At 59.4% G+C, this 25,869-nt stretch carries 25 protein-coding genes and 6 tRNA genes; 20 read left to right on the top strand and 11 right to left on the bottom strand.

Annotated features, from left to right (window positions below; all coding sequences use genetic code 11):
- Window position 1 precedes the first annotated feature (1 nt).
- Complete coding sequence (locus tag A9G06_RS10700; RefSeq protein ID WP_024945667.1) at window positions 2-769, top strand: thiazole synthase; 768 nt, start codon at window positions 2-4, stop codon at window positions 767-769.
- A 17-nt stretch (window positions 770-786) separates the two neighbouring features.
- Window positions 787-2,013: a 2-iminoacetate synthase ThiH gene (gene thiH / locus A9G06_RS10705; RefSeq protein ID WP_083243771.1), complete on the top strand. Its 1,227-nt coding sequence runs from the start codon at window positions 787-789 to the stop codon at window positions 2,011-2,013.
- A gap of 366 nt (window positions 2,014-2,379) precedes the next feature.
- Here the strand turns inward: thiH and A9G06_RS10710 are convergent, their stop codons facing one another.
- From A9G06_RS10710 to A9G06_RS10720, 4 genes are all read right to left on the bottom strand, one after another.
- On the bottom strand, window positions 2,380-3,102 hold the full coding sequence (locus A9G06_RS10710; RefSeq protein ID WP_139126216.1) for a hypothetical protein: 723 nt from the start codon (window positions 3,100-3,102) through the stop codon (window positions 2,380-2,382).
- Window positions 3,103-3,253: 151 nt separating this feature from the next.
- Window positions 3,254-3,487, bottom strand: coding sequence for a hypothetical protein (locus A9G06_RS21485; RefSeq protein ID WP_083243772.1), 234 nt, complete (start codon window positions 3,485-3,487; stop codon window positions 3,254-3,256).
- 364 nt (window positions 3,488-3,851) lie between these two features.
- Entirely contained in the window at window positions 3,852-4,394 is a 543-nt protein-coding gene (locus A9G06_RS10715) for a GNAT family N-acetyltransferase (protein WP_069555224.1), read from the bottom strand.
- Window positions 4,394-4,822 carry a GNAT family N-acetyltransferase gene (locus A9G06_RS10720; RefSeq protein WP_069555225.1) on the bottom strand — a complete coding sequence of 143 codons (429 nt, stop codon included), beginning with the start codon at window positions 4,820-4,822 and terminating at the stop codon, window positions 4,394-4,396. Before A9G06_RS10720 ends, A9G06_RS10715 begins: the two co-directional genes overlap by 1 nt.
- A gap of 218 nt (window positions 4,823-5,040) precedes the next feature.
- On the opposite strand from A9G06_RS10720, the gene ybaK reads away from it, so the two are divergent.
- Complete coding sequence (gene ybaK, locus A9G06_RS10725; protein WP_005336092.1) at window positions 5,041-5,505, top strand: Cys-tRNA(Pro) deacylase; 465 nt, start codon at window positions 5,041-5,043, stop codon at window positions 5,503-5,505.
- Window positions 5,506-5,689: 184 nt separating this feature from the next.
- On the top strand, window positions 5,690-6,574 hold the full coding sequence (locus tag A9G06_RS10730) for a transporter substrate-binding domain-containing protein (protein WP_069555226.1): 885 nt from the start codon (window positions 5,690-5,692) through the stop codon (window positions 6,572-6,574).
- Here A9G06_RS10730 and A9G06_RS10735 read toward each other — a convergent pair.
- On the bottom strand, window positions 6,568-7,452 hold the full coding sequence (locus tag A9G06_RS10735) for a LysR family transcriptional regulator (RefSeq protein WP_069555227.1): 885 nt from the start codon (window positions 7,450-7,452) through the stop codon (window positions 6,568-6,570). The two genes, A9G06_RS10730 and A9G06_RS10735, sit on opposite strands and share 7 nt — an antisense overlap.
- 134 nt (window positions 7,453-7,586) lie before the next feature.
- Here A9G06_RS10735 and A9G06_RS10740 point away from each other — a divergent pair, with 134 nt between their 5' ends.
- The 4 genes from A9G06_RS10740 to A9G06_RS10755 all read left to right on the top strand — a co-directional run bounded on the left by A9G06_RS10740 (window position 7,587) and on the right by A9G06_RS10755 (window position 10,785).
- A complete protein-coding gene (locus A9G06_RS10740) occupies window positions 7,587-7,988 on the top strand; it encodes a CidA/LrgA family protein (protein WP_040069042.1) in 402 nt (133 codons plus the stop codon).
- Entirely contained in the window at window positions 7,981-8,670 is a 690-nt protein-coding gene (locus tag A9G06_RS10745; RefSeq protein ID WP_042081343.1) for an LrgB family protein, read from the top strand. Before A9G06_RS10740 ends, A9G06_RS10745 begins: the two co-directional genes overlap by 8 nt.
- A 74-nt stretch (window positions 8,671-8,744) precedes the next feature.
- Window positions 8,745-9,644, top strand: a complete 900-nt coding sequence (locus tag A9G06_RS10750; RefSeq protein WP_069555228.1) for a hypothetical protein — start codon at window positions 8,745-8,747, stop codon at window positions 9,642-9,644.
- A gap of 277 nt (window positions 9,645-9,921) precedes the next feature.
- The gene (locus A9G06_RS10755) at window positions 9,922-10,785 is read left to right on the top strand and encodes a patatin family protein (protein ID WP_069555229.1); all 864 of its coding nucleotides are present in this window, start codon (window positions 9,922-9,924) and stop codon (window positions 10,783-10,785) included.
- A gap of 76 nt (window positions 10,786-10,861) precedes the next feature.
- Here A9G06_RS10755 and mutS read toward each other — a convergent pair whose 3' ends face one another.
- The gene (mutS, locus tag A9G06_RS10760) at window positions 10,862-13,381 is read right to left on the bottom strand and encodes a DNA mismatch repair protein MutS (RefSeq protein WP_171903391.1); all 2,520 of its coding nucleotides are present in this window, start codon (window positions 13,379-13,381) and stop codon (window positions 10,862-10,864) included.
- A gap of 322 nt (window positions 13,382-13,703) precedes the next feature.
- Between mutS and pncC the strand changes: the two genes are divergently transcribed.
- The 12 genes from pncC to A9G06_RS10820 all read left to right on the top strand — a co-directional run bounded on the left by pncC (window position 13,704) and on the right by A9G06_RS10820 (window position 21,236).
- Entirely contained in the window at window positions 13,704-14,195 is a 492-nt protein-coding gene (pncC, locus tag A9G06_RS10765; RefSeq protein WP_069555231.1) for a nicotinamide-nucleotide amidase, read from the top strand.
- An 80-nt stretch (window positions 14,196-14,275) separates the two neighbouring features.
- Window positions 14,276-15,340 carry a recombinase RecA gene (recA, locus tag A9G06_RS10770; protein ID WP_040068994.1) on the top strand — a complete coding sequence of 355 codons (1,065 nt, stop codon included), beginning with the start codon at window positions 14,276-14,278 and terminating at the stop codon, window positions 15,338-15,340.
- Window positions 15,341-15,384: 44 nt separating this feature from the next.
- The gene (locus tag A9G06_RS10775; RefSeq protein WP_069555240.1) at window positions 15,385-15,894 is read left to right on the top strand and encodes a regulatory protein RecX; all 510 of its coding nucleotides are present in this window, start codon (window positions 15,385-15,387) and stop codon (window positions 15,892-15,894) included.
- Between the two features lie 295 nt (window positions 15,895-16,189).
- Window positions 16,190-18,814, top strand: coding sequence for an alanine--tRNA ligase (alaS, locus tag A9G06_RS10780; RefSeq protein WP_042033273.1), 2,625 nt, complete (start codon window positions 16,190-16,192; stop codon window positions 18,812-18,814).
- A gap of 16 nt (window positions 18,815-18,830) precedes the next feature.
- Entirely contained in the window at window positions 18,831-20,069 is a 1,239-nt protein-coding gene (locus A9G06_RS10785; protein ID WP_041210820.1) for an aspartate kinase, read from the top strand.
- Window positions 20,070-20,172: 103 nt separating this feature from the next.
- Window positions 20,173-20,361, top strand: a complete 189-nt coding sequence (gene csrA, locus A9G06_RS10790; protein WP_005336053.1) for a carbon storage regulator CsrA — start codon at window positions 20,173-20,175, stop codon at window positions 20,359-20,361.
- 213 nt (window positions 20,362-20,574) lie between these two features.
- Window positions 20,575-20,667 (top strand) — tRNA-Ser (locus A9G06_RS10795).
- 3 nt (window positions 20,668-20,670) lie between these two features.
- Window positions 20,671-20,747 (top strand) — tRNA-Arg (locus tag A9G06_RS10800).
- A 100-nt stretch (window positions 20,748-20,847) separates the two neighbouring features.
- Window positions 20,848-20,924 (top strand) — tRNA-Arg (locus A9G06_RS10805).
- Between the two features lie 25 nt (window positions 20,925-20,949).
- A tRNA-Arg gene (locus A9G06_RS10810) sits at window positions 20,950-21,026 on the top strand.
- A gap of 29 nt (window positions 21,027-21,055) precedes the next feature.
- Window positions 21,056-21,132 (top strand) — tRNA-Arg (locus A9G06_RS10815).
- A gap of 27 nt (window positions 21,133-21,159) precedes the next feature.
- Window positions 21,160-21,236 (top strand) — tRNA-Arg (locus A9G06_RS10820).
- A 344-nt stretch (window positions 21,237-21,580) separates the two neighbouring features.
- Here A9G06_RS10820 and pbpG read toward each other — a convergent pair.
- The 5 genes from pbpG to ansB form a co-directional block, all read right to left on the bottom strand.
- Window positions 21,581-22,408, bottom strand: coding sequence for a D-alanyl-D-alanine endopeptidase (gene pbpG / locus A9G06_RS10825; RefSeq protein WP_005348750.1), 828 nt, complete (start codon window positions 22,406-22,408; stop codon window positions 21,581-21,583).
- 159 nt (window positions 22,409-22,567) lie between these two features.
- The gene (locus A9G06_RS10830) at window positions 22,568-23,233 is read right to left on the bottom strand and encodes a DedA family protein (RefSeq protein ID WP_069555232.1); all 666 of its coding nucleotides are present in this window, start codon (window positions 23,231-23,233) and stop codon (window positions 22,568-22,570) included.
- An 18-nt stretch (window positions 23,234-23,251) separates the two neighbouring features.
- A complete protein-coding gene (locus A9G06_RS10835; RefSeq protein ID WP_069555233.1) occupies window positions 23,252-24,544 on the bottom strand; it encodes a hemolysin family protein in 1,293 nt (430 codons plus the stop codon).
- Window positions 24,507-24,770, bottom strand: coding sequence for a hypothetical protein (locus A9G06_RS22275; protein WP_171903388.1), 264 nt, complete (start codon window positions 24,768-24,770; stop codon window positions 24,507-24,509). The genes A9G06_RS10835 and A9G06_RS22275 overlap by 38 nt, the downstream gene beginning before the upstream one ends.
- A gap of 17 nt (window positions 24,771-24,787) precedes the next feature.
- Window positions 24,788-25,846: an L-asparaginase 2 gene (gene ansB / locus A9G06_RS10840; RefSeq protein ID WP_005348754.1), complete on the bottom strand. Its 1,059-nt coding sequence runs from the start codon at window positions 25,844-25,846 to the stop codon at window positions 24,788-24,790.
- Between the last annotated feature and the right edge of the window lie 23 nt (window positions 25,847-25,869).

The following is a 25,869-nucleotide window of genomic DNA, read 5'->3' on the forward strand; positions in this document are numbered from 1 at the left end:
CATGCTCAAAATTGCCGATCACACCTTCTCATCGCGCCTCTTTACCGGCACCGGCAAGTTTGCCCGCCCGGATCTGATGGCCGCCGCCATCGAGGCGAGCGGCTCTCAACTGGTCACCATGGCCATCAAGCGGCTCGAACCGGGCAAAGCCCACGACGATATCCTGAGCCCCTTGCTGCAACTCGGGGTCAAGCTCTTGCCCAACACCTCCGGCGCCAAGACTGCCGCCGAGGCGGTGTTTGCCGCCCACCTCGCCCGCGAGGCGCTGGGGACGAACTGGCTGAAGCTGGAGATCCACCCCGATCCTCGTTACCTCTTGCCCGATCCCATCGAGACGCTGAAAGCCGCCGAGCAGCTGGTGAAAGAGGGCTTTGTGGTGCTGCCCTACTGCGGCGCTGACCCCGTGCTCTGCAAGCGGCTCGAAGAGGTGGGCTGCGCAGCCGTGATGCCGCTCGGCGCGCCCATCGGCTCCAATCAGGGGTTGGTGACCCGGGAGTTTCTCTCCATCATCGTCGAGCAGGCCAATGTGCCTGTGGTAGTTGATGCGGGCATCGGTGCGCCGAGCCACGCGGCCGCCGCCTTTGAGCTGGGGGCCGATGCCGTGCTGGTCAACACCGCCATCGCGGTGAGCGGCGACCCGGTCGCCATGGGCCGCGCCTTTGCGCTGGCCTGCACCGCCGGTCGCAGCGCCTATGAGGCAGGTCTCGGCGCCCGCGCCCTGCAGGCGCAAGCCTCCAGCCCGCTCACCGATTTTCTGGGGGCGTTATGAGTCATGATGCTGGCGCGATGAGTGACTTCGAGCCTTTTGCACAACCCCAAGTGCGCCTGAGTGATAGCCCCCCTCTCGGCTCTTCACAAAATAAGGGAGAGGGGCTGGGGGTGAGGGCTAAGGATCCTACCTTTCTCGACCGATGGCAGGAGCTTGACTGGGACGATATCGGCATGCAGATCCGCGCCAAGACGGCCGCCGATGTCGAACGGGCGCTGGGTTCACCCCGCCGCACTCTGGCCGATTTTATGGCGCTGATCTCCCCAGCCGCCGAAGCGTATCTGCCGCAGATGGCAGTCGAGGCCGAGCGGCTGACCCGCCAGCGCTTTGGCAACACCATCGGCTTCTATGTGCCGCTCTATCTGTCGAACCTCTGCGCCAACGACTGCTCCTATTGCGGCTTCTCCATGAGCAACCGCCTCAAGCGCAAGACCTTGAATGCAGAGGAGATTGAGCGCGAGTGTCTGGCCATCAAGGCGCGCGGTTTTGACAGCGTGCTGCTGGTGACCGGTGAGCACGAGCACAAGGTGGGGCTCACCTATTTTCGCGAGGTGATGCCCATCATCCGCCGCCACTTCAGCACGGTGGGGATGGAGGTGCAGCCCCTCTCGCAGGCCGAATATGCCGAACTGAAGAGCCTCGGCCTCGACGCCGTCATGGTCTATCAGGAGACCTACTACGCCCCCACCTACGCCCGCCACCATCTGCGCGGCAACAAGCGGGACATTGCATGGCGCCTCGCCACGCCGGATCGGCTCGGCCGCGCCGGTATAGACAAAATCGGCTTGGGGGCGCTGATCGGCCTATCCTCGGACTGGCGCGCCGACAGCTACTTTGTCGCCGAGCATCTGAGCTGGCTTGAGCGCCACCACTGGCAGAGCCGCTATTCCCTCTCCTTCCCGCGCCTGCGCCCCTGCACCGGTGGGCTGGAGCCTGCCGTCATCATGTCGGATCGCCAGCTGGCCCAGCTTATCTGCGCCTGGCGTCTTTTCTCGCCCACGCTGGACTTGTCCCTCTCGACCCGCGAGTCTGCCACCTTTCGCAACGGCGCGGTGCGCCTTGGCATCACCCAGATGTCGGCCGAGTCGCGCACCCAGCCAGGGGGCTATGCCGAGGGGGATAAAGAGGAGCTGGAGCAGTTTGCCATCCACGACGACCGCCCGGTGGGGGAAGTGGCCGCCGCCGTGCGGCAGGCGGGTTTGCAGCCGGTGTTTAAGGATTGGGAGCCGTTTTTGGGTCGCTAACGACGTTTACACCTGCGGTAACAGATCGCGGCAAGCAGATCGGAGGGGCAGATCCCCGCCACTGCTTGCCGCTTCGCTTTGTGTGCTGATATGGGATTGTTTCTTTGGTGTAACGATGTTTCTTGATATCGTTTCGCCAGTGCAAAAATCGTAGCTACTGGTCAGCTATCGCATAGGTCACTGCGGCCATTAGCAATGGCCGATTTGGAGTAAGAGTTGTGCCGAGGATGGCTATGTAGCATGTGTAGGGGGCAATAAGCGGAGCGCATTGCACCGCGATAGTGACGAGAAGTGCAATTCACTTCGTTCATTGCACCCTGCAGTACTAAGCACCTCGGTGAAATACTTGCCATCAATCATCCACACTTAATTTTTATGTGCTTGCATAGCAATATCATACTGTTTTTTTATCCATTCAGGATTATACAGTTGAATTGTAACATCCTCGATAGGCTTCATTTTTAGCTCTGGAGCAAATAAATCAGCGCCAAGCATGCAACCTAAGTCAACGACTACTTTTATTAACATCTCCCACGCATGCTTGCATAGCAAAGTAACTTCAGTATCGAGGTGTTCATCAAGGCACCACTCACGAACAACTGCTGTAAATTCTCCACTATCATCATGTTCAGTATAAAGAATGCCCAAAAAGTCTGATTCTTTAGCAGCAAAATTAATATATGTGAGTATCGCCTCTTCACTATCGTGACTAGGATCAATTGATATGCCCAGCCCTAGCTTCAATTTCTTATTGCGGGTAAAGCCGATTGTACCTTTACTCGCGGTTTCTAATGCCTTTTGATGAACAACAATATCTCTCTGTTTTGATAGATATGATATTATTGGGTCTTTAGATATTTCTTTTCTTTTTTCTTTATACCATTCTTTAAGGTCATTATTTACTTGCACTTCCATGGAAATGATCTGGCTAACTTCTTTTATGGCTCGGAGAAATGAAGATAAAGCCCAGCGGAATTTGGCAGCACAATGATAATGCTCCTGCATTAACTCAACATACCATTGAGCTTCATTTAAGCGATCCATGGATGAACCAAGTGTTTTAACTGCCAATGTGTTTGGGCACTTCATATTGTCTATACCTTACTCGGTCTCATATAACGCCAGATTAAGTAGTAGACAACGCAAGCATTGAACAAAAATATACTAGCTTTAGTAGTAAAATATAATTTGTGTTGCGAATGCCATGCGTTGTCTATCTCTTATGAATTGTTTGCTATTTTTATTCGGCTTCGAATTCAGCAATCAATTCTTCTACTCGTTGGCGGTATTGCCCATTGTTGGCAAGAAAATGATCAAGGGGCATCGTTGTACTTTCTTCTTCCCAATTAAAATGACTTACTGGCTTAGATGTTCCTTCTCTTACTTGGTATGTGCCATTTTCTAATTTATCAAGAAAAATGAATGACTCGTTATCGTGGCCACTTACCTTGTAAAAAATTCGCTTACTTTTCATATATAATGCCTGCTTAATTTTTTGTTAAACAAAAAGTTCATGTTAAATCATGAAATTACAACCAACCTCTGATGTTGAAATTATTCGCCCAACACCATCTTTAGGCTCTTTTTTGTAACAGAGCAACAATACACTGAAGGGGCGGAAATGAAAAGTTACTCTACTTCTAGTTGCTCCTCGATTGCTCCTTCGAAGCCGGTGTTGCAGTTGTTGGTTAGGTTGTGGCTGTCGTTGGTCATTGCGGAGATTCTGGTATTCCTACTTTTTTATTGAGGCGAAATTGAGAGGTCATTATTTGGAAGTGAGCTATAGCTATCACCCACTCACGTCAGATAAGCCTACATATTTCGCTCTGCGATATAAATCAGTCTGCGGTAACAAGGGCATAAATATGCGCATCAAGGGGCTGGTCATGTAGGAATATGCGATTTCTTGCCAAACACTCAAAGGTGGCCCCTGCGGCGATGGCAACGGCTTCGCTGGCACTATTGCCGACCCCCATCACGAGCTCCAGCCGAAATAGACCCAAGCGTTCAAAGCCAAATTCACGCAGCAGAGCGACCGCCTGTCGGGCGATGCCGCAGCCTTGGCGGGATTGGCGTACCCAATAGCCGATATTGCCGTAGCGATGATGAGGCGACAGCTGGTTGATACCGGCGCCACCCAGCAGTTGGCCGGTGGTGGCGCAGAAGATGCCCATGTCAAAGGCGCGTCCCGCCGCACAATCCTGCTCGCAGCTGGCAAACCACGCCAGCGCGCTCTCCCGGGTAAATGAAGGGGAGCACCAGTTCATCCATTTGCCGACCGTCTCGATGGATTCGTGGGCCGCGCGGACAAACTCGTCGGCATCGACCGGTTCGAACGGGCGGATCACGAGCTGAGTGTTGGCAAGGTGCGGGAGTGTCATCACTTATCCTGCTTTTTCAGAAAGTAACTGATATGCCCCGGCGGCATATCGGGCAGCTGGCCAAAGACTTCGTAACCCTGCTTCTGGTAGAAGGGGAGGGCCTGAAAACTGGTGGTTTCCAGATGGTAGTTGCTGATGCCCTGGCTTTGGGCGTACTGCTCCATGGCGCCGAGCAGGCGGCCGCCCCAGCCATCACGACGAATGCTTTCGTCGATCCAGAGCCAGTCGACGTGCAGCCAGCCCCACTTGATGTCGGCGATGATGCCGCCGTGTACCTTGCCCTCTTTATCCTTGATAAAGCTGGCGATCCGCTCGCGCCGAAGTTCGTACAGTTGAGGGCCTGCCTGGCTTACGTTGTAGCCCGTCAGGCCAATGCGCAGCGCTTCAACATCATCGTCCTGCGGCGCTTGGGGTGGGGTGAGTTGCATATGGGCTCCTGCGGTATGGGTTGTGGCGGCGTCAAAGGGTTAAAGCAATACCCGTTTGGACTCTGTTTGGTCAAGTGTTCTGGTCGCTCGCCACCAAGCGTGCATGGTATGGCGGCCAGTCAATGGCCCTTGCAACTTCCATCCCCCTTGCATCACCCCAGAGTGAGGCGCAGACTGTTTGGCCTTGTTTTTATGCGATTCGATTCAAGGCAACCATCATGACTCCTGCCATCAACCTGCTGAAGAAGCTCAAAATTCCCCACAAGCTCTACCCCTACGAGTGCGAAGCCCACGACGATTTCGGCAAGCATGCCGCGACCCAGCTCGGGCTGCCGGAGGCGCAGGTGTTCAAGACTCTGGTCGCCCATCACGACAAGCAGGCGGTGGTGGCCATCGTTCCCTCATCCGGCATGTGCAGCCTGAAACAGCTGGCCAAGGCGACCGGTCTCAAGAAGGTGGAGATGATGAAACCGGCGGAAGCGGAGAAGCTGACCGGCTATAAGGTCGGCGGCATCAGCCCGCTGGCCCAGAAGAAATTGCTGCCCACCGTGCTCGACGAGTCGGCGCTGCAGTTTGACGAGATCCTGGTGAGCGGCGGCAAGCGCGGCCTCTCGGTCGGTGTGGCGCCGCAGGATATGCTGACGCTGATGAAGTGGATCGCCGCACCTATCGGCGAAGAGTAGTGCCGGGCACGGTGTGAACCTGCCCTCCGGGCCTGTGGTGGTCCGGAGGCGATGTGACCCGTGAGGATATCTGCCCGCATCCTCCTGTTTGTCGTGTTGCTTATCCTCGTCATAGGCCGCGCCAAGGTGGGGGGCCCACGCTCAGGGCTACACTGAAAGTAACCCTTCAACCAAGGCGCGGTTTATGTCACCCCTGCATCTGCTGGCTGCCGCTCTGTTCTGCATGTTGTCGCTGACCGGACAGGCGGCCACCCGGTTTACCTATATCAGCCCGGAGAGCGAGCGAGATCCGCGCACCACTTATGATCGGGAGCTGCTGCGGCTCGCCCTCGACAAGACTCGCGACCAGTTTGGCGACTATCTGCTGGAGCCTGCGCCGCCCATGACCAAGGCGCGTGAGCGGCTCAGCATGCAGCTCGACAGCTATCCCAACCTCTTTGTAATGGACAGCTACAGCAGCACCCGCGAGGGGCTGGGGCTCACCTATGTCCGTTTTCCCATCCATCTGGGCATCGTCAGCTACCGCATCTGTTTTGTCAGCCCACAGCGCCAAGGGGCGGTGAGCAAAGTGACCGACCTCAAGGGGTTGCGCCAGTTCACCTTCGGTCAGGGCAAGGGGTGGCTGGATGTGGATATCCTGCGTTACGCCGGGATGGAGGTGGTGGAAGTGGAGGGGTACGAGAAGCTGTTCAAGATGGTGGCGCGGGGCCGCTTCGATCTCTTCTGCCGCGGGGTGAGCGAGCTGCGCAGCGAGCAGCTGACCCACAAGGAGATGACGGATCTGCTGGTGGATGACGCACTGTTGATCTACTACCCGCTGCCCCGGGTTTTCTACACCAATCCCAACAATCGCGAGGCGCTCAAGCGGGTCGAGCGGGGGTTGCAGCTGGCGTGGCAGGATGGTTCGCTACAGGCGCTGTGGCGCAAGAGCTTTGGCCCGGCCATCGCCTTTGCCAAGCTCTCCCAGCGCCGACTGTTGCGACTGGATAATCCCTTCCTCGACGGGATCAGCTTCGATTACCGCCCCTACTTCTACAATCCGCAGACCAATCGCTTCGGCGATTACTGAGGTGCCTGCCGCTGGCGGCAGAGGGCCAGCCAGGCCTCTGCGGTGCGCGACAGATAGCGCTCGCTCGGCCAGATCACCCCGAGTCGCCAGCTCAATTCGGGCTCCAGCGGCCGCAGCACCAGACTATCCGGGGTCAGCCGGTTGCAGACCGGCTCCGGCAAGAAGGCGACCCCCATGCCGCTGCGTACCATGGCGGTGAGAAAATCCCACTGGCTGCTGCGCGCCGCCACCTGCGGCACAAAGCCCGCCTCCTGACACGCCTGCTCCAACCGCTCGCTCAGGGTAAACGCCTGGGTATAGAGCAGGAAGGGCTCCTCCTGCAGGGACTCCAGCCGCAGCGGCGCCTCGCCATGCCAGCGGGGTTGATCAGGCAACACTACCCGGATCGGGTATTGATCCAGCTCCAGCGCGCTGAGGGCGCCCCCCTCTTTGGTCGGCAGCATGGTGATAGCGAGATCCAGCTCCCCCTCCAGCACCGCCTGTTCGATGCGGCGACCGCCGTACTCCACCAGGGTCAGCTCCACCTTGGGATAGCGGGTGCGGTAGGCGCGGATTAGATCCGCATAGACGTGCCCCACCATGGGGGGAATGCCGAGGGTGAGGCGACCATGTTGCAGACTCTGCAGATCCGCCAGTTCGGCCTCCAGCTGCTGCATCTCCGCCAAGATGGTCTGGGCCCGGTTGAACAGCACCTGGCCGCTGTCGGTCAGGGTGAAGCGGCGTCCCTCCCGGTTGAGCAGGGGTTGGCCCAGCTCCTCTTCGATATTGCGGATCATCTTGCTGATGGTGGGCTGGGTGACGAACAGCTTTTCGGAGGCGCGGGTGAAGCTTTTTTCCCGCACCAGTTCGACAAAATAGCGCAGGGCGCGAATATCCATGGACTCTCTCGACTCGTGTTGGCGGGTACGGGATGAAGTATGCCTATGCGGCATGAATTTGATAATTTTAATTCATTTCTGGCAGGTTTTGCTCAACTCTATACTGTGAGCCGGTTCACAGAAAGACGATGATCATGAAAGCCCTCTGCTTGCGCTGGTTACAGACTCCCTTCCAGATTGTGTTGCTGGCGGCCATCTGGCTGCTGGCCGATACCGCGGTTCGAACCCTCCATCTGCCGCTGCCCGCCAACCTCACCGGCATGCTGTTGCTGCTGGCCTGCATCCTGCTCGGAGTGGTCAAGGCCGAATGGTTCAGTGCCGGTGCGCGCTGGCTGCTGGCGGAGATGCTGCTCTTCTTCGTGCCCGCCGTGGTTGCGGTGGTCAACTATCAGGATCTGCTGTTGCAGGAGGGGTGGCGCATCATGGTGGTGCTGCTGGTGAGCACCACGCTGGTGCTCGGTACCACGGCGCTGGTGGTGGACCGGGTCTACCGCCTCGAACTGAAACTGGCCCGCAGGAGTCGCCGTCATGTCTGATACCCTGCTCGGGCTGATCTGTTTCGCCCTCACCCTGCTCTTCTATTACGCCAGCAAATGGCTCTACGGCAAAAAGCGGATCCTGCCGCTGATGCCGCTGCTGCTGGCGCCGACCCTGCTGGTGGCCGTGGTGCTGCTGTTCCACATCCCCTATCAGGATTACATGGCGGAATCCCACTGGCTGCTCTGGCTGCTGGGCCCCGCGACAGTTGCCTTCGCGGTGCCGGTCTACGAGAACCGCCAGCTCATCCGCCGCCACTGGTTGTCGCTGTCGGTGGGGGTGGTCGCCTCGGTCATCATGGCGGTGGGGAGTACCGTGCTGCTGGCCCGCTGGCTGGATCTCTCCGACATGCTGCAACGCAGTCTGGCGATGCGATCCATCACTACGCCGTTTGCGGTGGAGGCGACCCGCGCCATCGGCGGTCAGAGCGATCTCACTGCGCTGTTTGTGGTGCTCACCGGTGTCATCGGTATGGCGGTGGGGGAGAGCGTGCTCACCGTGCTGGCCATTCGCAGCCGTCTCGGCAAGGGGGCGGGGTTTGGAGCCTCGGCCCACGGCGCCGGCACCGCTAGGGCCTATCAGATGGGCAACGAAGAGGGCGTGGTCTCCAGCATGGTGATGATGATCGCCGGCATGGTAACCGTGCTGCTGGCACCCCTGCTGGGCCAGCTGTTCTGGTAGGCTGAGCTTCCCTTTACAAGGCTGCTCGTCCCGGCGCTACACTCTAGTGAGCGTGTATTTCCGGGATGAGCAGTATGACCTTTCATCGCCTCGCTTCCTGCTTGCTGCTGTGCAGCATCTTCCTCCTTGCCAGCCCACTACGGGCGAGCGACGTCATCACTCATATCAGCCCCGAGAGCGATCGGGACTTGCGTACCCTCTATTTTCGCGATCTGTTGCAGCTGGCGCTGGAGAAGACCCGCGATAGCTTCGGTGACTACGAGCTGCGAACCGCGCCGCCGATGAACCGTATCCGGATGCGACAGATTGTGCAGACTCAGCAATACCCCAATCTGTTTGTGGCCGACAGTCTGCGCCCGGCCGCAGAGAGCGAAGCGCTGGATTACGTCCGCTTTCCGGTGGAGCTGGGCATCCTCGGTTATCGCATCTGCTTTGTCAGTCCGCAGCAGGCCGATGCGGTGGCAAGGGTCAATACCCTGGCCGAGCTGCAGCAATTTCTGCACGGGCAGGGGCGTGGCTGGCAGGATGCGGAGATCCTGCGTCATGGGGGATTCAAGGTGCAGGAGATCGATGGTTACGAGCGGCTGTTCAAGCTGGTGGCTCGCGGTCGTATCGATCTTTTCTGCCGCGGGGCCAACGAGCTCTTTATCGAGCAGGAGCAGCACAGTGACCTGCCCGGCCTCACCGTGGACCGGCGAGTGGCGCTGCACTATCCCTTTCTCCACCTCTTCTACACCCACAAGGATAATCAGGTCGCCATCCGCCGCCTCTCGGTCGGCCTCAAGCTGGCGTGGCGGGATGGCTCGCTGCAACAGCTCTGGCTGCGCCACTTCAAACCTTCCCTCGAGCAGGCGCAGCTCCACAGGCGCCTGTTGTTCGAGTTGGCCAATCCGCGCCTTGATAAGGTGGACTTTGACTATCGGGCCTACCACTACAACCCCGTCGACGGGACGTTCGGGCCCGGGCTGCCTTGATCCTGATGGGGCTGTTCCCGGATAAAGGGCCGTCTCTGCTGATGTGCTAAACCATGCACAAAAAGCATGTTTTTTATTATTTAAATTCATTTTTTGAAGGTTGGTGCGCTGCATATACTGGGTGTCGCTTCACGGTTCAGGTTTGCTCCTGCCCGCTTCTGGCTTGTGCGAGTGAGCCTGAATCGTCCTGCTGCGGCGTCTTGATGTTCTGCATGAAGGCGTCCATCACTGGGCCGGGATCGATCCCGGCAGGTATTACAGCTGACGGAGCCTTGTTATGTTTAGTCCCCACTCTTGCGCCCTGATTGTCGAAGGGGGCGCGATGCGCGGCATCTTTGCCAGCGGCGTGCTCGATGCGTTTGTCGAAAGTCACCACTACCCGTTCGATTTCGTCATGGGCGTCTCGGCCGGTGCCACCAATCTGGTCTCTTATCTGAGCGAGCAGCCGCGCCGCAGCCACCACATCATCACCGAGCTGGCTTGCAGTTCCCGGTTTCTCGATCCCCTGCGCTTTGTCAAAGGGGGCGATTTGGTGGACATCGGCTGGCTGTGGCAAGCCAGTCGCCATCGCTTCCCGCTCGATCTCGAGACTTTCTGCGCCCGCGACATTCCCTTCTATGCGGTGGCGACCGATGTGGCGCGCGGCAAGGCCATCTATCTGCCGGTGCGGCCCGACAACATGGATGAGGTGCTGACCGCCACCTGCGCCCTGCCGGTGGTGCAGCACGATACCCCCTGCGTCGATGGTCGCCCGATGGCCGATGGCGGGATCAGCGACTCCATTCCGGTGATCGAGGCCTATCGTCGCGGGGCGCGGCGGATGACGGTGGTGCTGTCGGAGCCCTGGGGATATCGCAAGAAGCCGGCCCGTTTCTGCTGGATGGTCAAAGCCTTGCTGAAAACCCAGCCTGCACTGGCGCAAGCCATGCTGGAGCGGGATCTCGCCTACAACCGGGCACTCGATTTCATTGCCAATCCCCCTGCCGATTGCGAGATCGAGGTGATCGCGCCACCGGCCGATTTCATGGTCTCCCGTTTTACCCAGGACCCGGTCAAGCTGGAGTCCGGCTATCTGCAGGGTTACTGGCAGGGGCGCCAGAGCCTGCTGCGGGCCCGTGGAGAGGCGCGAGCGGTGGCCTGACTGGTTTGCCGGGTGCTGAATATAAAAAGGGGAACCTCGCGGTTCCCCTTTTGCATGCTTGTGCGGTAGTTGCTGATTACAGCATCTGCTTGAGGCGATAGAGCAGATCCAGTGCCTGGCGGGGAGTGAGCTCGTCCGGGCGCACCGCTGCCAGCTCTTCCAGCACCGGATGGGGCTGCGGGGCGAGAGTCACCGGAGCCGGGCGGCTTTCACCGGCTGCGACCGGAGTGGCGCTTTCCAGTTCGTGCAGTTTGTGACGGGCCTGCTGGATCACCGATTTCGGCACCCCGGCCAACGCTGCCACTTGCAGACCGTAGGAGCGGCTGGCTGCGCCTTCCTGTACCGCGTGCATAAAGGCGATGGTGTCGCCGTGCTCCACCGCATCGAGGTGGACGTTGGCCAGCCCGCTCATCAGCTCCGGCAAGCGGGTCAGCTCGAAGTAGTGGGTGGCGAACAGGGTGTAGGCGCCAATCTTGCTCGCCAGTTGCTCGGCGCAGGCCCACGCCAGCGAGAGGCCGTCGTAGGTGCTGGTGCCGCGGCCAATCTCGTCCATCAACACCAGACTGCGGGCGGTGGCGTTGTTGAGGATATTGGCGGTCTCGGTCATCTCCACCATAAAGGTGGAGCGGCCGGAGGCGAGATCGTCCGATGCCCCGATGCGGGTGAAGATGCGGTCGATGGGGCCGATGCGGGCGCTGTCGGCGGGCACGAAGGCACCTATATGGGCCAGCAGCACGATCAGCGCGGTCTGGCGCATGTAAGTGGATTTACCGCCCATGTTGGGGCCTGTGATGATCAGCATCCGCCGTTCCCGCTCCAGCCGGATCGGGTTGGCGATAAAGGGGTCGGTCATTACCTGCTCCACCACCGGATGGCGGCCCGCCTCGATCAGGATCTGATCCTCATCGATGAGGGTCGGGCAGCAGTAGTCGAGGGTCTCGGCCCGCTCGGCCAGATTAGCCAGCACGTCCAGCTCCGCCAGTGCGGCTGCGGAATCCTGCAGATCGCCGAGGTGCGGTAGCAGGGCATCGAGCAGCTCTTCGTAGAGCCGTTTCTCCAGCGCCAGCGCCTGGGACTGGGCGGTGAGAACCTTGTCCTCGTACTTCTTCAGCTCATCGATGATGTAGCGTTCGTTGTTCTTGAGGGTCTGGCGGCGGATGTAGTGGGCCGGCACCAGATGGCTGTTGGCGCGGCTCACCTCGATATAGAAGCCGTGCACCTTGTTGTAACCCACCTTGAGGGTGTTGATGCCGGTCAGCAGCTTCTCCCGCTCCTCGATGCGGGCGAGGCTGGCGGTGGCGCCGTTGGCCAGATCCCGCAGCTCGTCCAGCTCCTGATTGAAGCCGTCACGGATGACGCCACCATCGCGGATCAGCACCGGCGGCACTTCCATCACCGCGCGCTCCAGCAGGTCGAGCAGCTCGGGGAAGGTGCTGGCGCGCTCGGCCAGCTGTTGCACCGCTTCGTGCTCGTTGTCCGCCAGCAGGCGCTGCAACTCGGGCAACTGGGCGAAAGCCTGCCGCAGGCGGGTGAGATCGCGCGGGCGGGCCGAGCGCAGGGCGAGGCGCGCCAGCACCCGTTCCACATCGCCGACCTGACGCAGCAGGTTGCCCAACTCGTCGTAGAGGTTCTGCTCAATGAGCTCCTTGATGGTGCTCTGGCGACCTTTCAGGATCACCCGATCGCGGATCGGCTGGTGGATCCAGCGCTTGAGCAGGCGGCTGCCCATGGGAGTGGCAGTGCGATCCAGCACCTCGGCCAGGGTATTTTCATAGCCACCGGCCAGATTCTGGGTCAGCTCCAGATTGCGGCGGGTGGCGGCATCCATGATGACCGCATGATCCGGCTGCTCGAGGCGCACGTTGCGGATGTGGGGCAGGGCGGTGCGCTGGGTATCCTTGACGTACTGCATCAGGCAACCGGCGGCGCACAGGGCGGTCTCGCTCTTGTCGACGCCAAATCCCACCAGATCCTGGGTGCCGAATTGTTGGCAGAGCAGCTTGCGAGCTGTGCCCAGCTCAAACTCCCACTCCGGGCGGCGACGCAGGCCGCGGCGACCCTCGATATGGTGCAGGAATTCGAACGATTCGGGATAGAGCAGCTCCGCCGGATTGGTGCGCTGCAGCTCAGCCAGCAGGGTCTCTTCTTTCTCGAACTGGTTGATGAAGAAGCGACCGGAGCCGATATCCATTGTGCCGTAGCCGAAGCGGCGGCCATCGTGGTAAACGGCGGCGATCAGGTTGTCCTGCCGCTCGCTGAGCAGCGCCTCGTCGGAGACGGTGCCCGGGGTGATGATGCGAATGACCTTGCGCTCCACCGGCCCCTTGCTGGTGGTGGGATCCCCCACCTGTTCGCAGATGGCGGCCGACTCGCCGAGCTGTACCAGCTTGGCCAGATAACCCTCGATGGCGTGATAGGGAACACCCGCCATCGGGATGGGGCTGCCGGCCGACTGGCCGCGCTTGGTCAGGGAGATATCGAGCAGCTGGGAGGCCTTGCGGGCATCGTCATAGAACAGCTCGTAGAAGTCGCCCATCCGGTAGAACAGCAGGATCTCCGGGTTCTCGGCCTTGAGGCCAAGGTACTGCTGCATCATGGGCGTGTGGGCGCTCAGATTGGCGCCGGGAGCGGAGCCTGTGGCGCCGCTGGCTTGGTGTTGTGCGGTCATGTTCTGTTCCAGAAGGGGCCTCTGCGGGCCAGTGTCTGCGGTGATGTGCCTTGAGCTTGATGGCGCCATTCTACACATAAGCGCCGCGACGGGGGAGCGGGTGTTCCGGGCGCGGTTGCTCTGCATTATTGAAGACATGACTCCGGTGCGGCACCTCACATTGCGGCAGGCAAGGGCGGTCTGCCGTGGTTGCGGGGGTTGGTATCGGGATCGCATAATGTGCCTCTTGAGCGGATCAGAAGGAGTCGTGATGAAACTGGATGCAGAGATAGAGCACCTTGCCATCGAGCTGGGACGGGCCCTCGGTCAGCGGGGCTGGCTGGCTGCGACCGCTGAATCCTGTACCGGCGGCGGGGTGGCCACGGCCATCACCGACATCGCGGGCAGCTCCGGCTGGTTCGATCGCGGTTTTGTCACCTACACCAACGAGGCCAAGCAGCAGATGTTGGGGGTGAGCAGCGATAGCCTTGAACAGCACGGTGCAGTGAGCGAAGCCGTGGTGCTGGAGATGGCTCGTGGTGCGCTGGCCCACTCGTCGGCCGCCATCAGTGTGGCCATCAGCGGCATTGCCGGTCCCGGCGGCGCTACCGGGGACAAGCCGGTCGGCACCGTCTGGTTCGCCTGGGCCGACCGCAATGGCCGTCACCACTCCCTGCTGGCCCGCTTCGACGGAGATCGCCGACAGGTACGCCAGCAGGCGGTGAGACAGGCCTTGTCGGGTCTGTTGGCCCTGCTCAGATAAATTGGGCTTGATACTGTATGAATAGACAGTATACTTAGCCCAACTTCACTTCTTACTCACGATTTCCAGCGGAGATTGGCATGGATCAGAACAAACAGAAGGCACTGGCGGCTGCGCTGGGTCAGATTGAAAAGCAGTTCGGCAAAGGTTCCATCATGCGTCTGGGCGACAGCAAGACCATGGATATCGAAGCCATCTCTACCGGTTCCCTCTCGCTGGACGTGGCGCTGGGGATCGGTGGTCTGCCGTGTGGTCGTATCGTCGAAATCTACGGCCCGGAATCTTCCGGTAAAACCACCCTCACCCTGCAGGTGATCGCCGAAGCCCAGAAGAAGGGCAAGACCTGTGCCTTCGTCGATGCGGAACACGCTCTCGACCCTATCTACGCTGCCAAGCTGGGCGTCAACGTCGACGACCTGCTCATCTCCCAGCCGGATACCGGCGAACAGGCGCTGGAAATCTGCGACATGCTGGTTCGCTCCAACGCGGTTGACGTCATCATCGTCGACTCCGTGGCGGCCCTGACGCCGAAAGCGGAAATCGAAGGGGAGATGGGTGACTCCCACGTTGGTCTGCAGGCCCGTCTGATGTCCCAGGCGCTGCGCAAGCTGACCGCCAACATCAAGAACGCCAACTGCCTGTGCATCTTCATCAACCAGATCCGGATGAAGATCGGCGTCATGTTCGGTAGCCCTGAGACCACTACAGGTGGTAACGCGCTCAAGTTCTACGCCTCCGTGCGTCTGGATATCCGTCGTATCGGCGCCATCAAGGAAGGTGACGAAGTGGTCGGTAACGAGACCCGCGTTAAAGTGGTCAAGAACAAGGTGGCTCCGCCCTTCAAGCAGGCTGAATTCCAGATCTTCTACGGTGCCGGTATCTCCAAAGAGGGTGAGCTGGTGGATCTCGGCGTCAAGCACAAGCTGATCGACAAGGCGGGTGCCTGGTACAGCTACAACGGTGAGAAGATCGGTCAGGGCAAGGCCAACGTCATGAAGCTGTTCGCCGAGAATAAGGTGATGGCTGGTGAAGTGGAGGCTCGTCTGCGCGAGCTGCTGCTCTCCGGCGCAGTGCCTGTCGATGACAAGGCTGCACCGGTTGAGGCAGAAGAGTTCGATGCCGAAAGCGAACAAGAGTTCGAATAAGGAACAAAGGAAGGCCGGGTAGATACCCGGCCTTGTTATTTATGATGGTTGATGAATCCGTTACCGAACCGGTCGAACCTGCCGAGCCGACCTTTGAAGAGCTGCTTACCGCCGCCCGCGCCTTTGCCATGCGCAGTCTGGCCCGTCGCGAGAGTGCCGAGTCGGAGCTGGCCAACCGGCTGCGCCAGCAGGGCTTCAATGAAGAGGTGATCGAGGCGGTGGTCGACTACTGCCGCGGTTACAACTGGGTCAATGACGAACGTTACGGCGGTATGGTTGTACGTGCCGGAGCCGCCAAGGGCCATGGCCCCATCAAGATCCGCTTCGATCTACGCCGCAAGGGGTTCGACGATATGCAGATTGATGCCGCATTCGATCAGCCGGAGCTGGACTGGTTCGAACTGGCGTTTGCCCTGCTCGAAAGGCGCGCCCGGGTGGCCGAGCTGGCGGATTTCAAGCTGCGGATGAAGTGGCTCAAATATCTGCTGGGGCGCGGCTTTACCCAGGATCAGGCACGTTACGCTATCTCTGCCCTGCAGGAGCGGGAGGAGTAACGCCACTGCGTAGCAAACGTCGTTTCACCTCTCCTTGTGGCAGGTTTTTCCTGCCGGCTCAGTAGGTTGCGAGCGCAATTCCGAAAATGCCGCCTTTTGTTCATCTCATCCCTCTTTCTGCGCTGCTTTTTTGCCTCTCGATAGTGAAAAAAGCCACTGTGAGCAGTGGCGCTCTTTTCTGGCCCGTTTATGTGCGCTTTTTCGCCCGTGGCGGCCCTGTCCGTTTTACTTTACCCCGCAGAAAACTTACATTAATGCGGTTAAAAGTCCGTATTCGAATCAAGCAGGATTTTCCATGTATATGTCCACGTCAGAGATTCGCGCTGCGTTTCTCGAGTATTTCCGTTCCCAGGGGCACCAGGTTGTCTCCTCCAGCTCGCTGGTACCGCATAACGACCCGACCCTGTTGTTTACCAACGCGGGTATGAACCAGTTCAAGGACGTGTTCCTTGGCGCAGACAAGCGTGCCTACAATCGCGCGACGACTTCCCAGCGTTGCGTGCGTGCCGGTGGTAAGCACAACGATCTGGAAAACGTCGGCTATACCGCTCGTCACCACACCTTCTTCGAAATGCTGGGCAACTTCAGCTTCGGTGACTACTTCAAACAGGATGCCATCAAGTTTGCATGGGGCTTCCTGACCGAGGTGCTGCAGCTGCCGAAAGATCGCCTGCTGGTGACCGTCTACGCGACTGATGATGAAGCTTTCGACATCTGGGAAAAAGAGGTCGGTGTCCCGGCCGATCGCATCGTGCGCATCGGTGACAACAAGGGTGCCCCTTACGCTTCCGACAACTTCTGGGCGATGGGCGATACCGGCCCGTGCGGTCCCTGCACCGAGATCTTCTATGACCACGGCGATCACATCTGGGGTGGCCGTCCCGGCTCACCGGAAGAGGATGGCGACCGTTTCATCGAGATCTGGAACGTGGTGTTCATGCAGTTCAACCGTCAGGCTGACGGCACCATGGAGCCGCTGCCGCGTCCGTCCGTGGATACCGGCATGGGTCTGGAGCGTATCTCCGCCATCATGCAGGGTGTCCACTCCAACTACGAAATCGACATCTTCCAGGCGCTGATCAAGAAAGCGGCCGAGATTGTCGGTACTACCGATCTGAGCAACCAGTCTCTGCGCGTCATCGCTGACCATATCCGCTCCTGCGCCTTCCTGGTGGCAGATGGCGTGATGCCGTCCAACGAAGGCCGTGGCTATGTGCTGCGCCGCATCATCCGCCGCGCCGTGCGTCACGGTCGCAAGCTGGGCGCTACCGACGTCTTCTTCTACAAACTGGCTGCCGAGCTGGCAGTGCAGATGAAGGATGTCGCTGCCGAGCTGATCGCCCAGCTGCCGCTGGTCGAGCGCGTGCTGCGCATCGAAGAGGAGCAGTTCGTCCGCACGCTGGATCGCGGTCTGCTGCTGCTGGAAGACGCTCTGGCCAACCTGGGCGATGCCAAGGTTATTCCGGGCGAAGTGGTGTTCAAGCTCTATGACACTTACGGCTTCCCGGCCGACCTGACTGCCGACGTGGTGCGCGAGCGCGAGATCGGCATCGACGAAGAGGGCTTCAAGGCCGAGATGGAGAAGCAGCGTGCTCGTGCCAAGGAAGCGTCCAGCTTCGGCGTGAACTACAACGAGATGCTCAAGCTCGACTTCGAGACCCCCTTCACCGGTTACAAGACCCTGAGCGAGCGCACTCGCGTGGTCGGCATCTACAAGGGTGTGGAAGAGGTGAGCGGTCTCATCGCCGGTGACGAAGCGGTCATCGTGCTGGAAGAGACCCCCTTCTACGCCGAATCCGGCGGTCAGATTGGCGACAGCGGTACCCTGAAAGTGGACGACGGCATCTTTGCCGTGACCGACACCCTGAAAGCGGGCAAGGCGATCATCCACAAGGGCTACATGGAGCTGGGCACCCTGGAGAAAGGGGCCGAGGTTGAGGCAGTGGTAGACGCTGACCGTCGTCAGGCCATCGCCCTGAACCACTCCGTGACTCACCTGCTGCACGCTGCCCTGCGTCAGGCTCTGGGCGAGCACGTCACCCAGAAAGGTTCTCTGGTTGGAGCCGAGCGCATGCGTTTCGACTTCTCCCACTTCGAGGGGCTGACCATGGCGACCATTCGCCGGGTCGAGGAGCTGGTCAACAACCAGATCCGCGCCAACCACGAAATCACCACCCAGCTGATGGATCTGGAAGCGGCCAAGTCCGCCGGTGCCATGGCGCTGTTTGGTGAAAAATATGAAGACGACGTGCGTGTAGTGCGCATGGGTGACTACTCCACCGAGCTGTGCGGCGGTACTCACGCCAAGCGCACCGGTGATATCGGCTTCTTCAAGATCATCGCCGAGAGCGGCATCGCAGCTGGCGTGCGCCGTATCGAAGCGGTGACCGGCAAAGCTGCCATCGACTTCATGCATCAGGTTGGCGAGCAGATCGAAGAGGCTGCCGCTCTGGTGAAAGGTGACCAGTTCTGCATCGCCGACAAGGTTCGCCAGATGCTGGACAAGGCCAAGATGATGGAGCGCGAGCTGGAGCAGCTCAAGGCCAAGCTGGCCGCTCAGGCCGGTAACGACCTGCTGGGTCAGGTGATCGAGATCAACGGTCAGAAGGTGCTGGTTGCAGCGCTGGAAGGGGCCGATCCGAAATCCCTGCGCGGCATGCTGGACGAGCTGAAGAACCAGATGAAGTCCGGTGTTGTGCTGTTGGCCACCTGTGCCGATGGCAAGGTCAACTTGATCGCGGGCGTCACCAACGACCTGACCGGCAAGGTCAAGGCCGGTGAGCTGGTCAATCTGGTTGCCCAGCAGGTGGGTGGCAAGGGCGGTGGCCGTCCGGACATGGCACAGGCGGGTGGTACCCAGCCTGAGGCGGTGCCGGCAGCGCTGCAATCCGTTCACTCCTGGCTGGAAGAGCGCCTGTAATCGGGCGAGGTGATCTGTGGCACTCTATGTACAGAAGTACGGCGGCACCTCGGTCGGCACACTGGAGCGGATCGAGGCGGTAGCTGAGCGGGTCGAGCAGACCCGCGCCCAGGGACACGACGTGGTGGTGGTTGTCTCCGCCATGTCGGGCGAAACCAACCGGCTGCTGGGCATGGCCCAGCAGCTGGATCCTGATGCCAACCGGCGCGAGATGGATGTACTGGTCTCCACCGGTGAGCAGGTCACCATAGCGCTGCTGGCCATCGCGTTGAACAAACGCGGTTGCCCGGCGGTCTCGATGACTGGCGATCAGGTACGGATTCATACCGATTCCGCTTATGGCAAGGCGCGCATCACCCACATCGACACCGAGCTGGTTCATGCCGAACTGGCTGCGGGCAAGGTGGTGGTGATCGCCGGTTTCCAGGGCCGTGACGAGCATAACGCCATCACGACGCTGGGTCGCGGCGGTTCGGATACCACGGCGGTTGCCGTGGCGGCGGCCATCAAGGCCGATGAGTGCCAGATCTTTACCGATGTGGATGGGGTATACACCACGGATCCGCGCATCGAGCCCAAGGCTCGTCGTCTCGACACCATCACCTTCGAGGAGATGCTGGAGATGGCCAGTCTCGGCGCCAAGGTGCTGCAGATCCGCTCGGTGGAGTTTGCGGGCAAGTACCGCGTCCCGCTGCGGGTGCTGTCGAGTTTTGTCGACGGAGAGGGAACCTTAATCACATATGGAGGTGAGAGGATGGAAGCTCCCCTGGTATCCGGGATCGCTTTTAACCGCAACGAGGCCAGCCTGACCATTCTGGGCGTGCCGGACAGACCAACCGTTGCCGCGCAGATCCTGAATCCGATCAGCGACGCCAACATTGATGTCGACATGATTGTGCAGAACACCCTGGGAGATGGCACCGCCGACTTCACCTTCACGGTGAATCGTGATGACTATCGCCGCGCCCGGGCACTGCTGGAGGAGACCGCCACCGAACTTGGCGCCTCCTGCGTGCAGGGAAATGGCGAAATTGCCAAGGTTTCCATTGTCGGTGTCGGCATGTGGAACCATCCCGGTGTTGCGCGCACCATGTTCAAGGTATTGGGCGAGGAGGGGATCAACATGCAGTTGATCTCGACCTCTGAAATCAAAATCTCTGTGGTGATTGACGAGAAGTATCTGGAGCTGGCGGTGCGAGCCCTGCACGCCGCTTTCGGGTTGGATCAGGCACCGCAAGAGCAGCCCTTGGGCTAACAATCTCTGATTGATTTAGTTTCAACCATTTACCATATCGGTATCTTTGTTAGATAATGTCGCATATCGATATAAAAACAAAACAGGATACAGGAGCAAGCGAATGCTTATTTTGACTCGTCGTGTTGGGGAAACCCTGATGATTGGTGATGAAGTGACTGTCACCGTACTGGGCGTTAAAGGCAACCAGGTCCGTATCGGTGTTAACGCACCGAAAGAGGTCTCCGTACACCGCGAAGAGATCTACCAGCGCATCCAGGCCGAGAAAGTTCCGGGCCAACCGGGCTTCTAAGCCACTTTCATGGCTGTGACAAGGCGACACCTCATGTGTCGCCTTTTGTTTTTCCGGCCCCCTGAAATTGCCCTGCAGGGCGCGAAACTGCGGGATAAGTGCCGATATTGTTTGAATATTCCACGCCTTGACCAAATGCTGAGCGAACGCACTTTTTTCTCCAAAAAAGTGTTTGACTAAAAATCCCTGTGAAGTATTATCAGCCCCGCAAACGGAGAGGTGGCCGAGAGGCTGAAGGCGCTCCCCTGCTAAGGGAGTATGCGGCTTATACCCGCATCGGGGGTTCGAATCCCCCCTTCTCCGCCATTTGCGCCCGTAGCTCAGCTGGATAGAGTACCTGGCTACGAACCAGGTGGTCAGAGGTTCGAATCCTCTCGGGCGCACCATATTACGACTCAAGCAAGAGTCATGTGTTGACCATCAGCAAGTCGACACTTTGGAAAAGGCTTACTGATAAGTAAGCTTTTTTTATCGTTTTAAAACAGGGCGCCCGTAGCTCAGCTGGATAGAGTACCTGGCTACGAACCAGGTGGTCAGAGGTTCGAATCCTCTCGGGCGCACCATTTAAAACGACTCAACGATTTATGAGCGCCCGTAGCTCAGCTGGATAGAGTACCTGGCTACGAACCAGGTGGTCAGAGGTTCGAATCCTCTCGGGCGCACCATTTTTCAAGAAGTACACAAAAGTTTGTGAGCGCCCGTAGCTCAGCTGGATAGAGTACCTGGCTACGAACCAGGTGGTCAGAGGTTCGAATCCTCTCGGGCGCACCATATCTCAAGCAGTGCAACAATTTATGAGCGCCCGTAGCTCAGCTGGATAGAGTACCTGGCTACGAACCAGGTGGTCAGAGGTTCGAATCCTCTCGGGCGCACCATACAGACAGCCTCGACTTCGGTCGGGGCTGTTTTTTTATGGGCGACATTTAACTCTTTGGTGCGGATCCGTGTTCGCGTTATAGCGGCTGGATGGCCATCCAGTCTGTTCTTGCCCTTATTTCTTCCCCATTCTGTGATTGCGCACCGTTCTTCTGAACGGCGCAACCCCTTGCCACCCTTTGCCTTATCTACACGCGCCTTGTATGCCTGCTGTGGCAACGGCAGATGCCGCGCAGCTCACATCACTCAGGGTTTGGCTATCAACATCCTGCAAGGCCTGCTGAGGCGTTCTGCAGGCAATAAAAAAGGATGCCGCAGCATCCTTTTGTGTTGAGAGATTTACTCAGCTTTTCAGCCATTTGCGAATGCGGTTGGCATCGCCGATGGGGGTGCGTTTGCCCACCGAGTTGAGCAGCACGATTGCGAGCTCGCGGCTGTCCGGTTTGGCGCGCATCACCAGACAGCGACCCGCTTCGTCAGTGAAGCCGGTCTTGGAGAGGCGCACGTCCCAATCCGGGTTTTTCACTAGCGGGTTGGTGTTGTTGAACATCAGGCTGTAGGCGGGGGCGCTGAAGCGCATCTCCCGGTTCTCATCCTGAGTGAACTGACGGATCAGCGGCTGGCGATAGGCAGCGGCGGCCAGCTTGCCCAGATCCTGGGCGGTGGAAACGTTGCGGGTGGAGAGGCCGGTGGAGTCGTAGAAGTGGGTATTACGCATACCCAGCTGTCTGGCCTTGTTGTTCATGGCTCGCACGAAGGCGCTGCGACCGCCCGGATAGTGACGCGCCAGTGCCGAGGCCATCCGGTTTTCGGAGGACATCAGCGCCAGATGCAGGGCGTCGCGGCGGGTCACCTTGGTGCCCATGCGGATGCGGGAGTGGGTATGTTTGACCCGATCCAGATCGTTCTTGTCGACCGTAATGGTCTGGTTGAGATTCTGCTTGGCATCCAGCACCACCAGCGCTGTCATCAGCTTGGTGAGGGAGGCGATGGGACGTACCTTGGTGGCATTCTTCTGGTAGAGCGTCTTGCCCGTTTTTACATCCACGACCAGGGCGCTGCTCGAGCGTACTTCCAGTTTGGCTGGGTTGGGGGCCGCGCTGACCGCAGGCAATCCCAGCATTCCCATCAACCCGACAACCAGCGCTGCTGCGCGAATCCGACACCACATACAACCGACTCCGTTCCCATCCAAAAAAAGGCGCTAGATTCACTCATTTTTACCCCGGCTTTACAAGGGCCGAGCGGGACTATTTCTGCTATTTGCGCAAAATAGGCGATCAAAAAAGCCCTCTGGTGAGGGCTTTCGGGTCGGGCGTTGGGCGGGGGGTCAATCCCGCGGCTGCGCGGCCTTGCGTTTGCTGATCCAGCGCCAGACCAGCGCCACCATGCCACCCAGCAGCAGGGCCACCGGCAGATAGATGATGATGTTGAAGAACTGGGTCTGGTATTCGGCGGCCAGCTTGGTGTGGCTCAGGTAGTAGCCAAACCCGACCAGCGGGCAGATCCACATGATGGAGCTGATCAGATTGACGATGAGAAAGCGCCCCTGCGGCAGCTCGGTGGCTCCCACGATATAGGGGTAGGCGGTGCGCACGAAGGCGATATAGCGCGCGGTGATCAGGGTGATGATCCCGTACTTGTCCAGCAGGTGGTAGACCTTCTGCTGGTGTCGCTCTTCCACATGGGACATCAGCCGATGGTAGAGCTGGGTGTGGCCGAGAAAGCGCCCCTGCATGTAACCGAGCCAGGTGCCGACAAAGGTGGCCATGATCAACAGCGGGATCACCCCGAGAGACAACACATCCTGATAGATGAGTACGCCGGTGAGGATCAGCAGGCTGTCACCGGGCAGAAAGGCGGTAGGGATGAATCCGTTTTCCAGTACCAGAAACGTCAGAATCACACCACAGATCATGAAGGCCATCTTGGGATCGGAAAGTGTGTTCAGATCGTGATTCATAAAGGCGTGAGCCAGTTGGTAAAACTGCTCCATACTTGCAAACTCCGCAGGTTAGCTGGGTTGATCGGTCAAGGGCATGGCGAGCACCTTGTCGATGCGCAGGCCATCCATGTCAACAATTTCCAGTTGCCACTGTTCCAGTGTCACCAGGTCTCCGGTTTGTGGAACACGACCAAGGAGCAGCATGATAAGCCCTCCGAGGGTGTGATAGTGATGTTTTTCTTCTTCTGGCAGACGAACCAGCTCCAGACAGTCCTTCAACTCCGGCAGCGGGATCAGGCCATCGAGCAGCCAGCTGCCGTCGGCGCGCCGGAAGGCCCAGTTGTCCTCGCCATCCTCCTGCTGGAAATCCCCCGCCAGCGCCTCCAGCAGATCCTGCTGGGTGACCAGTCCCTGCAGCTCGCCATATTCATCCACCACCAGCGCCATCTGTTCGCTGTGGGTGCGGAAGTGGTTGAGCAGCTCGACGCCGTTGAGGGTCTCGGGCAGCAGGCTGCCCTCCTGGGTCAGGGCAGCCAGATCGATGGGCTCCCTCTTGATATAGGCGTGCAGCACCTTGCTGACATTGATGATACCCACCAATTCTGACAGGTTGCCGTCGCAGACCGGAAAATAGCTATGGCGATACTCCACCAGTCGCTGCAGGTTGGTCTCCAGCGGCAGCGCCAGATCCAGATAGCGGATATCGCTGCGCGGCACCATCAGGGAGGAGAGGCTGCGCTCATCGAGACGGAAGACGTTGCGCAGCATGGTGTGTTCATGATCCTCGATTACCCCGGCTTCCGATCCTTCCACCAGCATGGCGTGGATCTCCTCCTCGGTGACGTTAGCGCTGCCGTTCTGGTTTACCCGCAGCAGCCGCAGGCTGGCATTGGTAGAGGCCGACAGCAGCCAGACGAAGGGGCGGGTCAGGGTGGCGAGCCAGTGCATGGGGCGGGCCACTAGACAGGCGATGCGTTCGGCATTGAGCTGGCCGAGCCGCTTGGGCACCAGCTCCCCCACCACGATGGAGAGGTAAGTAACCACCACCACCACTATGACGGTGGCGATCAGGCCGCTGCTCTTGGGGGATAGTCCCCACTCCTGCAACCAGAGCGAGAAGGGCTGGGCCAGCAGGGATTCGCCGTAGATACCGTTGAGCAAACCTATGCTGGTAATGCCGATTTGGACGGCAGAGAGAAAATGGGTCGGGTCTTCGCCCAGTTTGAGGGCAATGGCGGCGGAGCGGTTGCCTTCAGAGGCAAGCTTGCCGAGGCGAGCCTTGCGTGCGGTGACGATGGCGATTTCTGACATGGCGAAGACGCCATTAAGCAAAATCAATCCCAGCAGGATCAATATTTCCATACAGCAACAGCACTCCTTGAGTGGATAAGATCGCTGGCAGTGTAATGAATTTGGCGGCGATGCGCTTGTGAAAGCGGGTGATCCGGCTCGCTAATTTGATGACAGCGCTCTGGGATGGCTGAAAAAGATGACCGGAAAAGGGAGGGATGGCCCCGCCAAACGGCGTAATGGGCGAGGCAGCATTGCAGGAGGGAAAAGGGCGGGAAGTCCCGCCCTTGCTTGTCATGGTTCAGACAACCGTTATCAGAACTGCTGGAACCAGCGCTGGATCTGGGCCGGATCCTTGCTCTGGGTCAGGGAGAGCATCAGCAGCACCCGCGCCTTCTGCGGGTTGAGAGTGCCGGAGGCCACGAAGCCGTACTTGGCATCATCGATCTCGGCATCCAGGGTGGTGGCGCCGGTTGGTACGCGGGCGGAGCGCACCACGCGGATGCCATCCTTGCTCGCCTTGGCCAGGGTATCGAACAGGGTGTGGTAGAGATTGCCGTTACCCACCCCGGCGCTGACGATGCCGTCGAACTTGGCATCCACCATCGCCTTGGCCGGCAAGTCGGTGGCGTTGGCGTAGCTGTAGACGATGCCCACTTGCGGCAGCTTGTCGAGCTTGCTCACGTCAAACGGCGTCTTGCTGGTGTGCAGACGGGCCGGGCTGCGCTGATAGTCGATCTTACCGTTGTGGATGTAACCCAGCGGGCCAAAGTTGGGGGAAGCGAAGGTCTGCACGCCTGTGGTGTTGGTCTTGGTGACGTCACGGGCATCCAGCACGGTGTCGTTCATCGCCACCATCACGCCACGGCCTTTGGAGGCGGGGTCGGAGGCGGTCACCACGGCGTTGTAGAGGTTGAGCGGGCCATCGGCACTCATGGCGGTGGAGGGGCGCATGGCGCCAACCAGTACCACCGGCTTGTCGCTCTTGACGGTCAGATTGAGGAAGTAGGCGGTCTCTTCCATGGTGTCGGTGCCGTGGGTGATGACAATGCCATCCACGTCATCCTTGGCCAGCAGCTCGTTGACCCGTTTGGCCAGCTTGAGCCACACCTCGTCGTTCATGTCCTGGGAGCCGATCTTCACCACCTGCTCACCCTGCACGTCGGCCACGTTTTTCATCTCGGGCACGGCGGCGATCAGGGTTTCGATGGCCACCTTGCCAGCCTCGTAGTTGGACTGGGTAGCGGACTGGCCTGCCCCGGCGATGGTGCCGCCGGTCGCCAGGATATGCACGTTGGGCAGCGCCATGGCCATGGGGGAGAGGGTCAGGCCGACGACGGCGGCGAGCAGGGTCTTGCGGATCGGTAGGGTCATGCTGCAAATCCTTATGGTTGGAA

Origin of the sequence: Aeromonas sp. DNP9 (assembly GCF_001728955.1) — a bacterium.
Lineage (GTDB): Bacteria > Pseudomonadota > Gammaproteobacteria > Enterobacterales > Aeromonadaceae > Aeromonas > Aeromonas veronii.

Excerpts from the sequence above, each read along its gene's own strand:
- A9G06_RS10715 (WP_069555224.1), bottom strand. The coding sequence starts at position 4,394 with ATGACACTCCCGCACCTTGCCAACACTCAGCTCGTGATCCGCCCGTTC.
- A9G06_RS10710 (WP_139126216.1), bottom strand. The coding sequence starts at position 3,102 with ATGAAGTGCCCAAACACATTGGCAGTTAAAACACTTGGTTCATCCATG.
- ybaK (WP_005336092.1), top strand. The coding sequence starts at position 5,041 with ATGACTCCTGCCATCAACCTGCTGAAGAAGCTCAAAATTCCCCACAAG.
- A9G06_RS22275 (WP_171903388.1), bottom strand. The coding sequence starts at position 24,770 with ATGACAAGCAAGGGCGGGACTTCCCGCCCTTTTCCCTCCTGCAATGCT.
- A9G06_RS21485 (WP_083243772.1), bottom strand. The coding sequence starts at position 3,487 with ATGAAAAGTAAGCGAATTTTTTACAAGGTAAGTGGCCACGATAACGAG.
- mutS (WP_171903391.1), bottom strand. The coding sequence starts at position 13,381 with ATGATGCAGCAGTACCTTGGCCTCAAGGCCGAGAACCCGGAGATCCTG.
- A9G06_RS10745 (WP_042081343.1), top strand. The coding sequence starts at position 7,981 with ATGTCTGATACCCTGCTCGGGCTGATCTGTTTCGCCCTCACCCTGCTC.
- A9G06_RS10730 (WP_069555226.1), top strand. The coding sequence starts at position 5,690 with ATGTCACCCCTGCATCTGCTGGCTGCCGCTCTGTTCTGCATGTTGTCG.
- recA (WP_040068994.1), top strand. The coding sequence starts at position 14,276 with ATGGATCAGAACAAACAGAAGGCACTGGCGGCTGCGCTGGGTCAGATT.
- A9G06_RS10775 (WP_069555240.1), top strand. The coding sequence starts at position 15,385 with ATGGTTGATGAATCCGTTACCGAACCGGTCGAACCTGCCGAGCCGACC.
- A9G06_RS10755 (WP_069555229.1), top strand. The coding sequence starts at position 9,922 with ATGTTTAGTCCCCACTCTTGCGCCCTGATTGTCGAAGGGGGCGCGATG.
- A9G06_RS10700 (WP_024945667.1), top strand. The coding sequence starts at position 2 with ATGCTCAAAATTGCCGATCACACCTTCTCATCGCGCCTCTTTACCGGC.
- csrA (WP_005336053.1), top strand. The coding sequence starts at position 20,173 with ATGCTTATTTTGACTCGTCGTGTTGGGGAAACCCTGATGATTGGTGAT.
- A9G06_RS10740 (WP_040069042.1), top strand. The coding sequence starts at position 7,587 with ATGAAAGCCCTCTGCTTGCGCTGGTTACAGACTCCCTTCCAGATTGTG.
- alaS (WP_042033273.1), top strand. The coding sequence starts at position 16,190 with ATGTATATGTCCACGTCAGAGATTCGCGCTGCGTTTCTCGAGTATTTC.
- A9G06_RS10735 (WP_069555227.1), bottom strand. The coding sequence starts at position 7,452 with ATGGATATTCGCGCCCTGCGCTATTTTGTCGAACTGGTGCGGGAAAAA.
- ansB (WP_005348754.1), bottom strand. The coding sequence starts at position 25,846 with ATGACCCTACCGATCCGCAAGACCCTGCTCGCCGCCGTCGTCGGCCTG.
- A9G06_RS10750 (WP_069555228.1), top strand. The coding sequence starts at position 8,745 with ATGACCTTTCATCGCCTCGCTTCCTGCTTGCTGCTGTGCAGCATCTTC.
- A9G06_RS10830 (WP_069555232.1), bottom strand. The coding sequence starts at position 23,233 with ATGGAGCAGTTTTACCAACTGGCTCACGCCTTTATGAATCACGATCTG.
- pncC (WP_069555231.1), top strand. The coding sequence starts at position 13,704 with ATGAAACTGGATGCAGAGATAGAGCACCTTGCCATCGAGCTGGGACGG.
- thiH (WP_083243771.1), top strand. The coding sequence starts at position 787 with ATGAGTGACTTCGAGCCTTTTGCACAACCCCAAGTGCGCCTGAGTGAT.
- A9G06_RS10835 (WP_069555233.1), bottom strand. The coding sequence starts at position 24,544 with ATGGAAATATTGATCCTGCTGGGATTGATTTTGCTTAATGGCGTCTTC.
- pbpG (WP_005348750.1), bottom strand. The coding sequence starts at position 22,408 with ATGTGGTGTCGGATTCGCGCAGCAGCGCTGGTTGTCGGGTTGATGGGA.
- A9G06_RS10720 (WP_069555225.1), bottom strand. The coding sequence starts at position 4,822 with ATGCAACTCACCCCACCCCAAGCGCCGCAGGACGATGATGTTGAAGCG.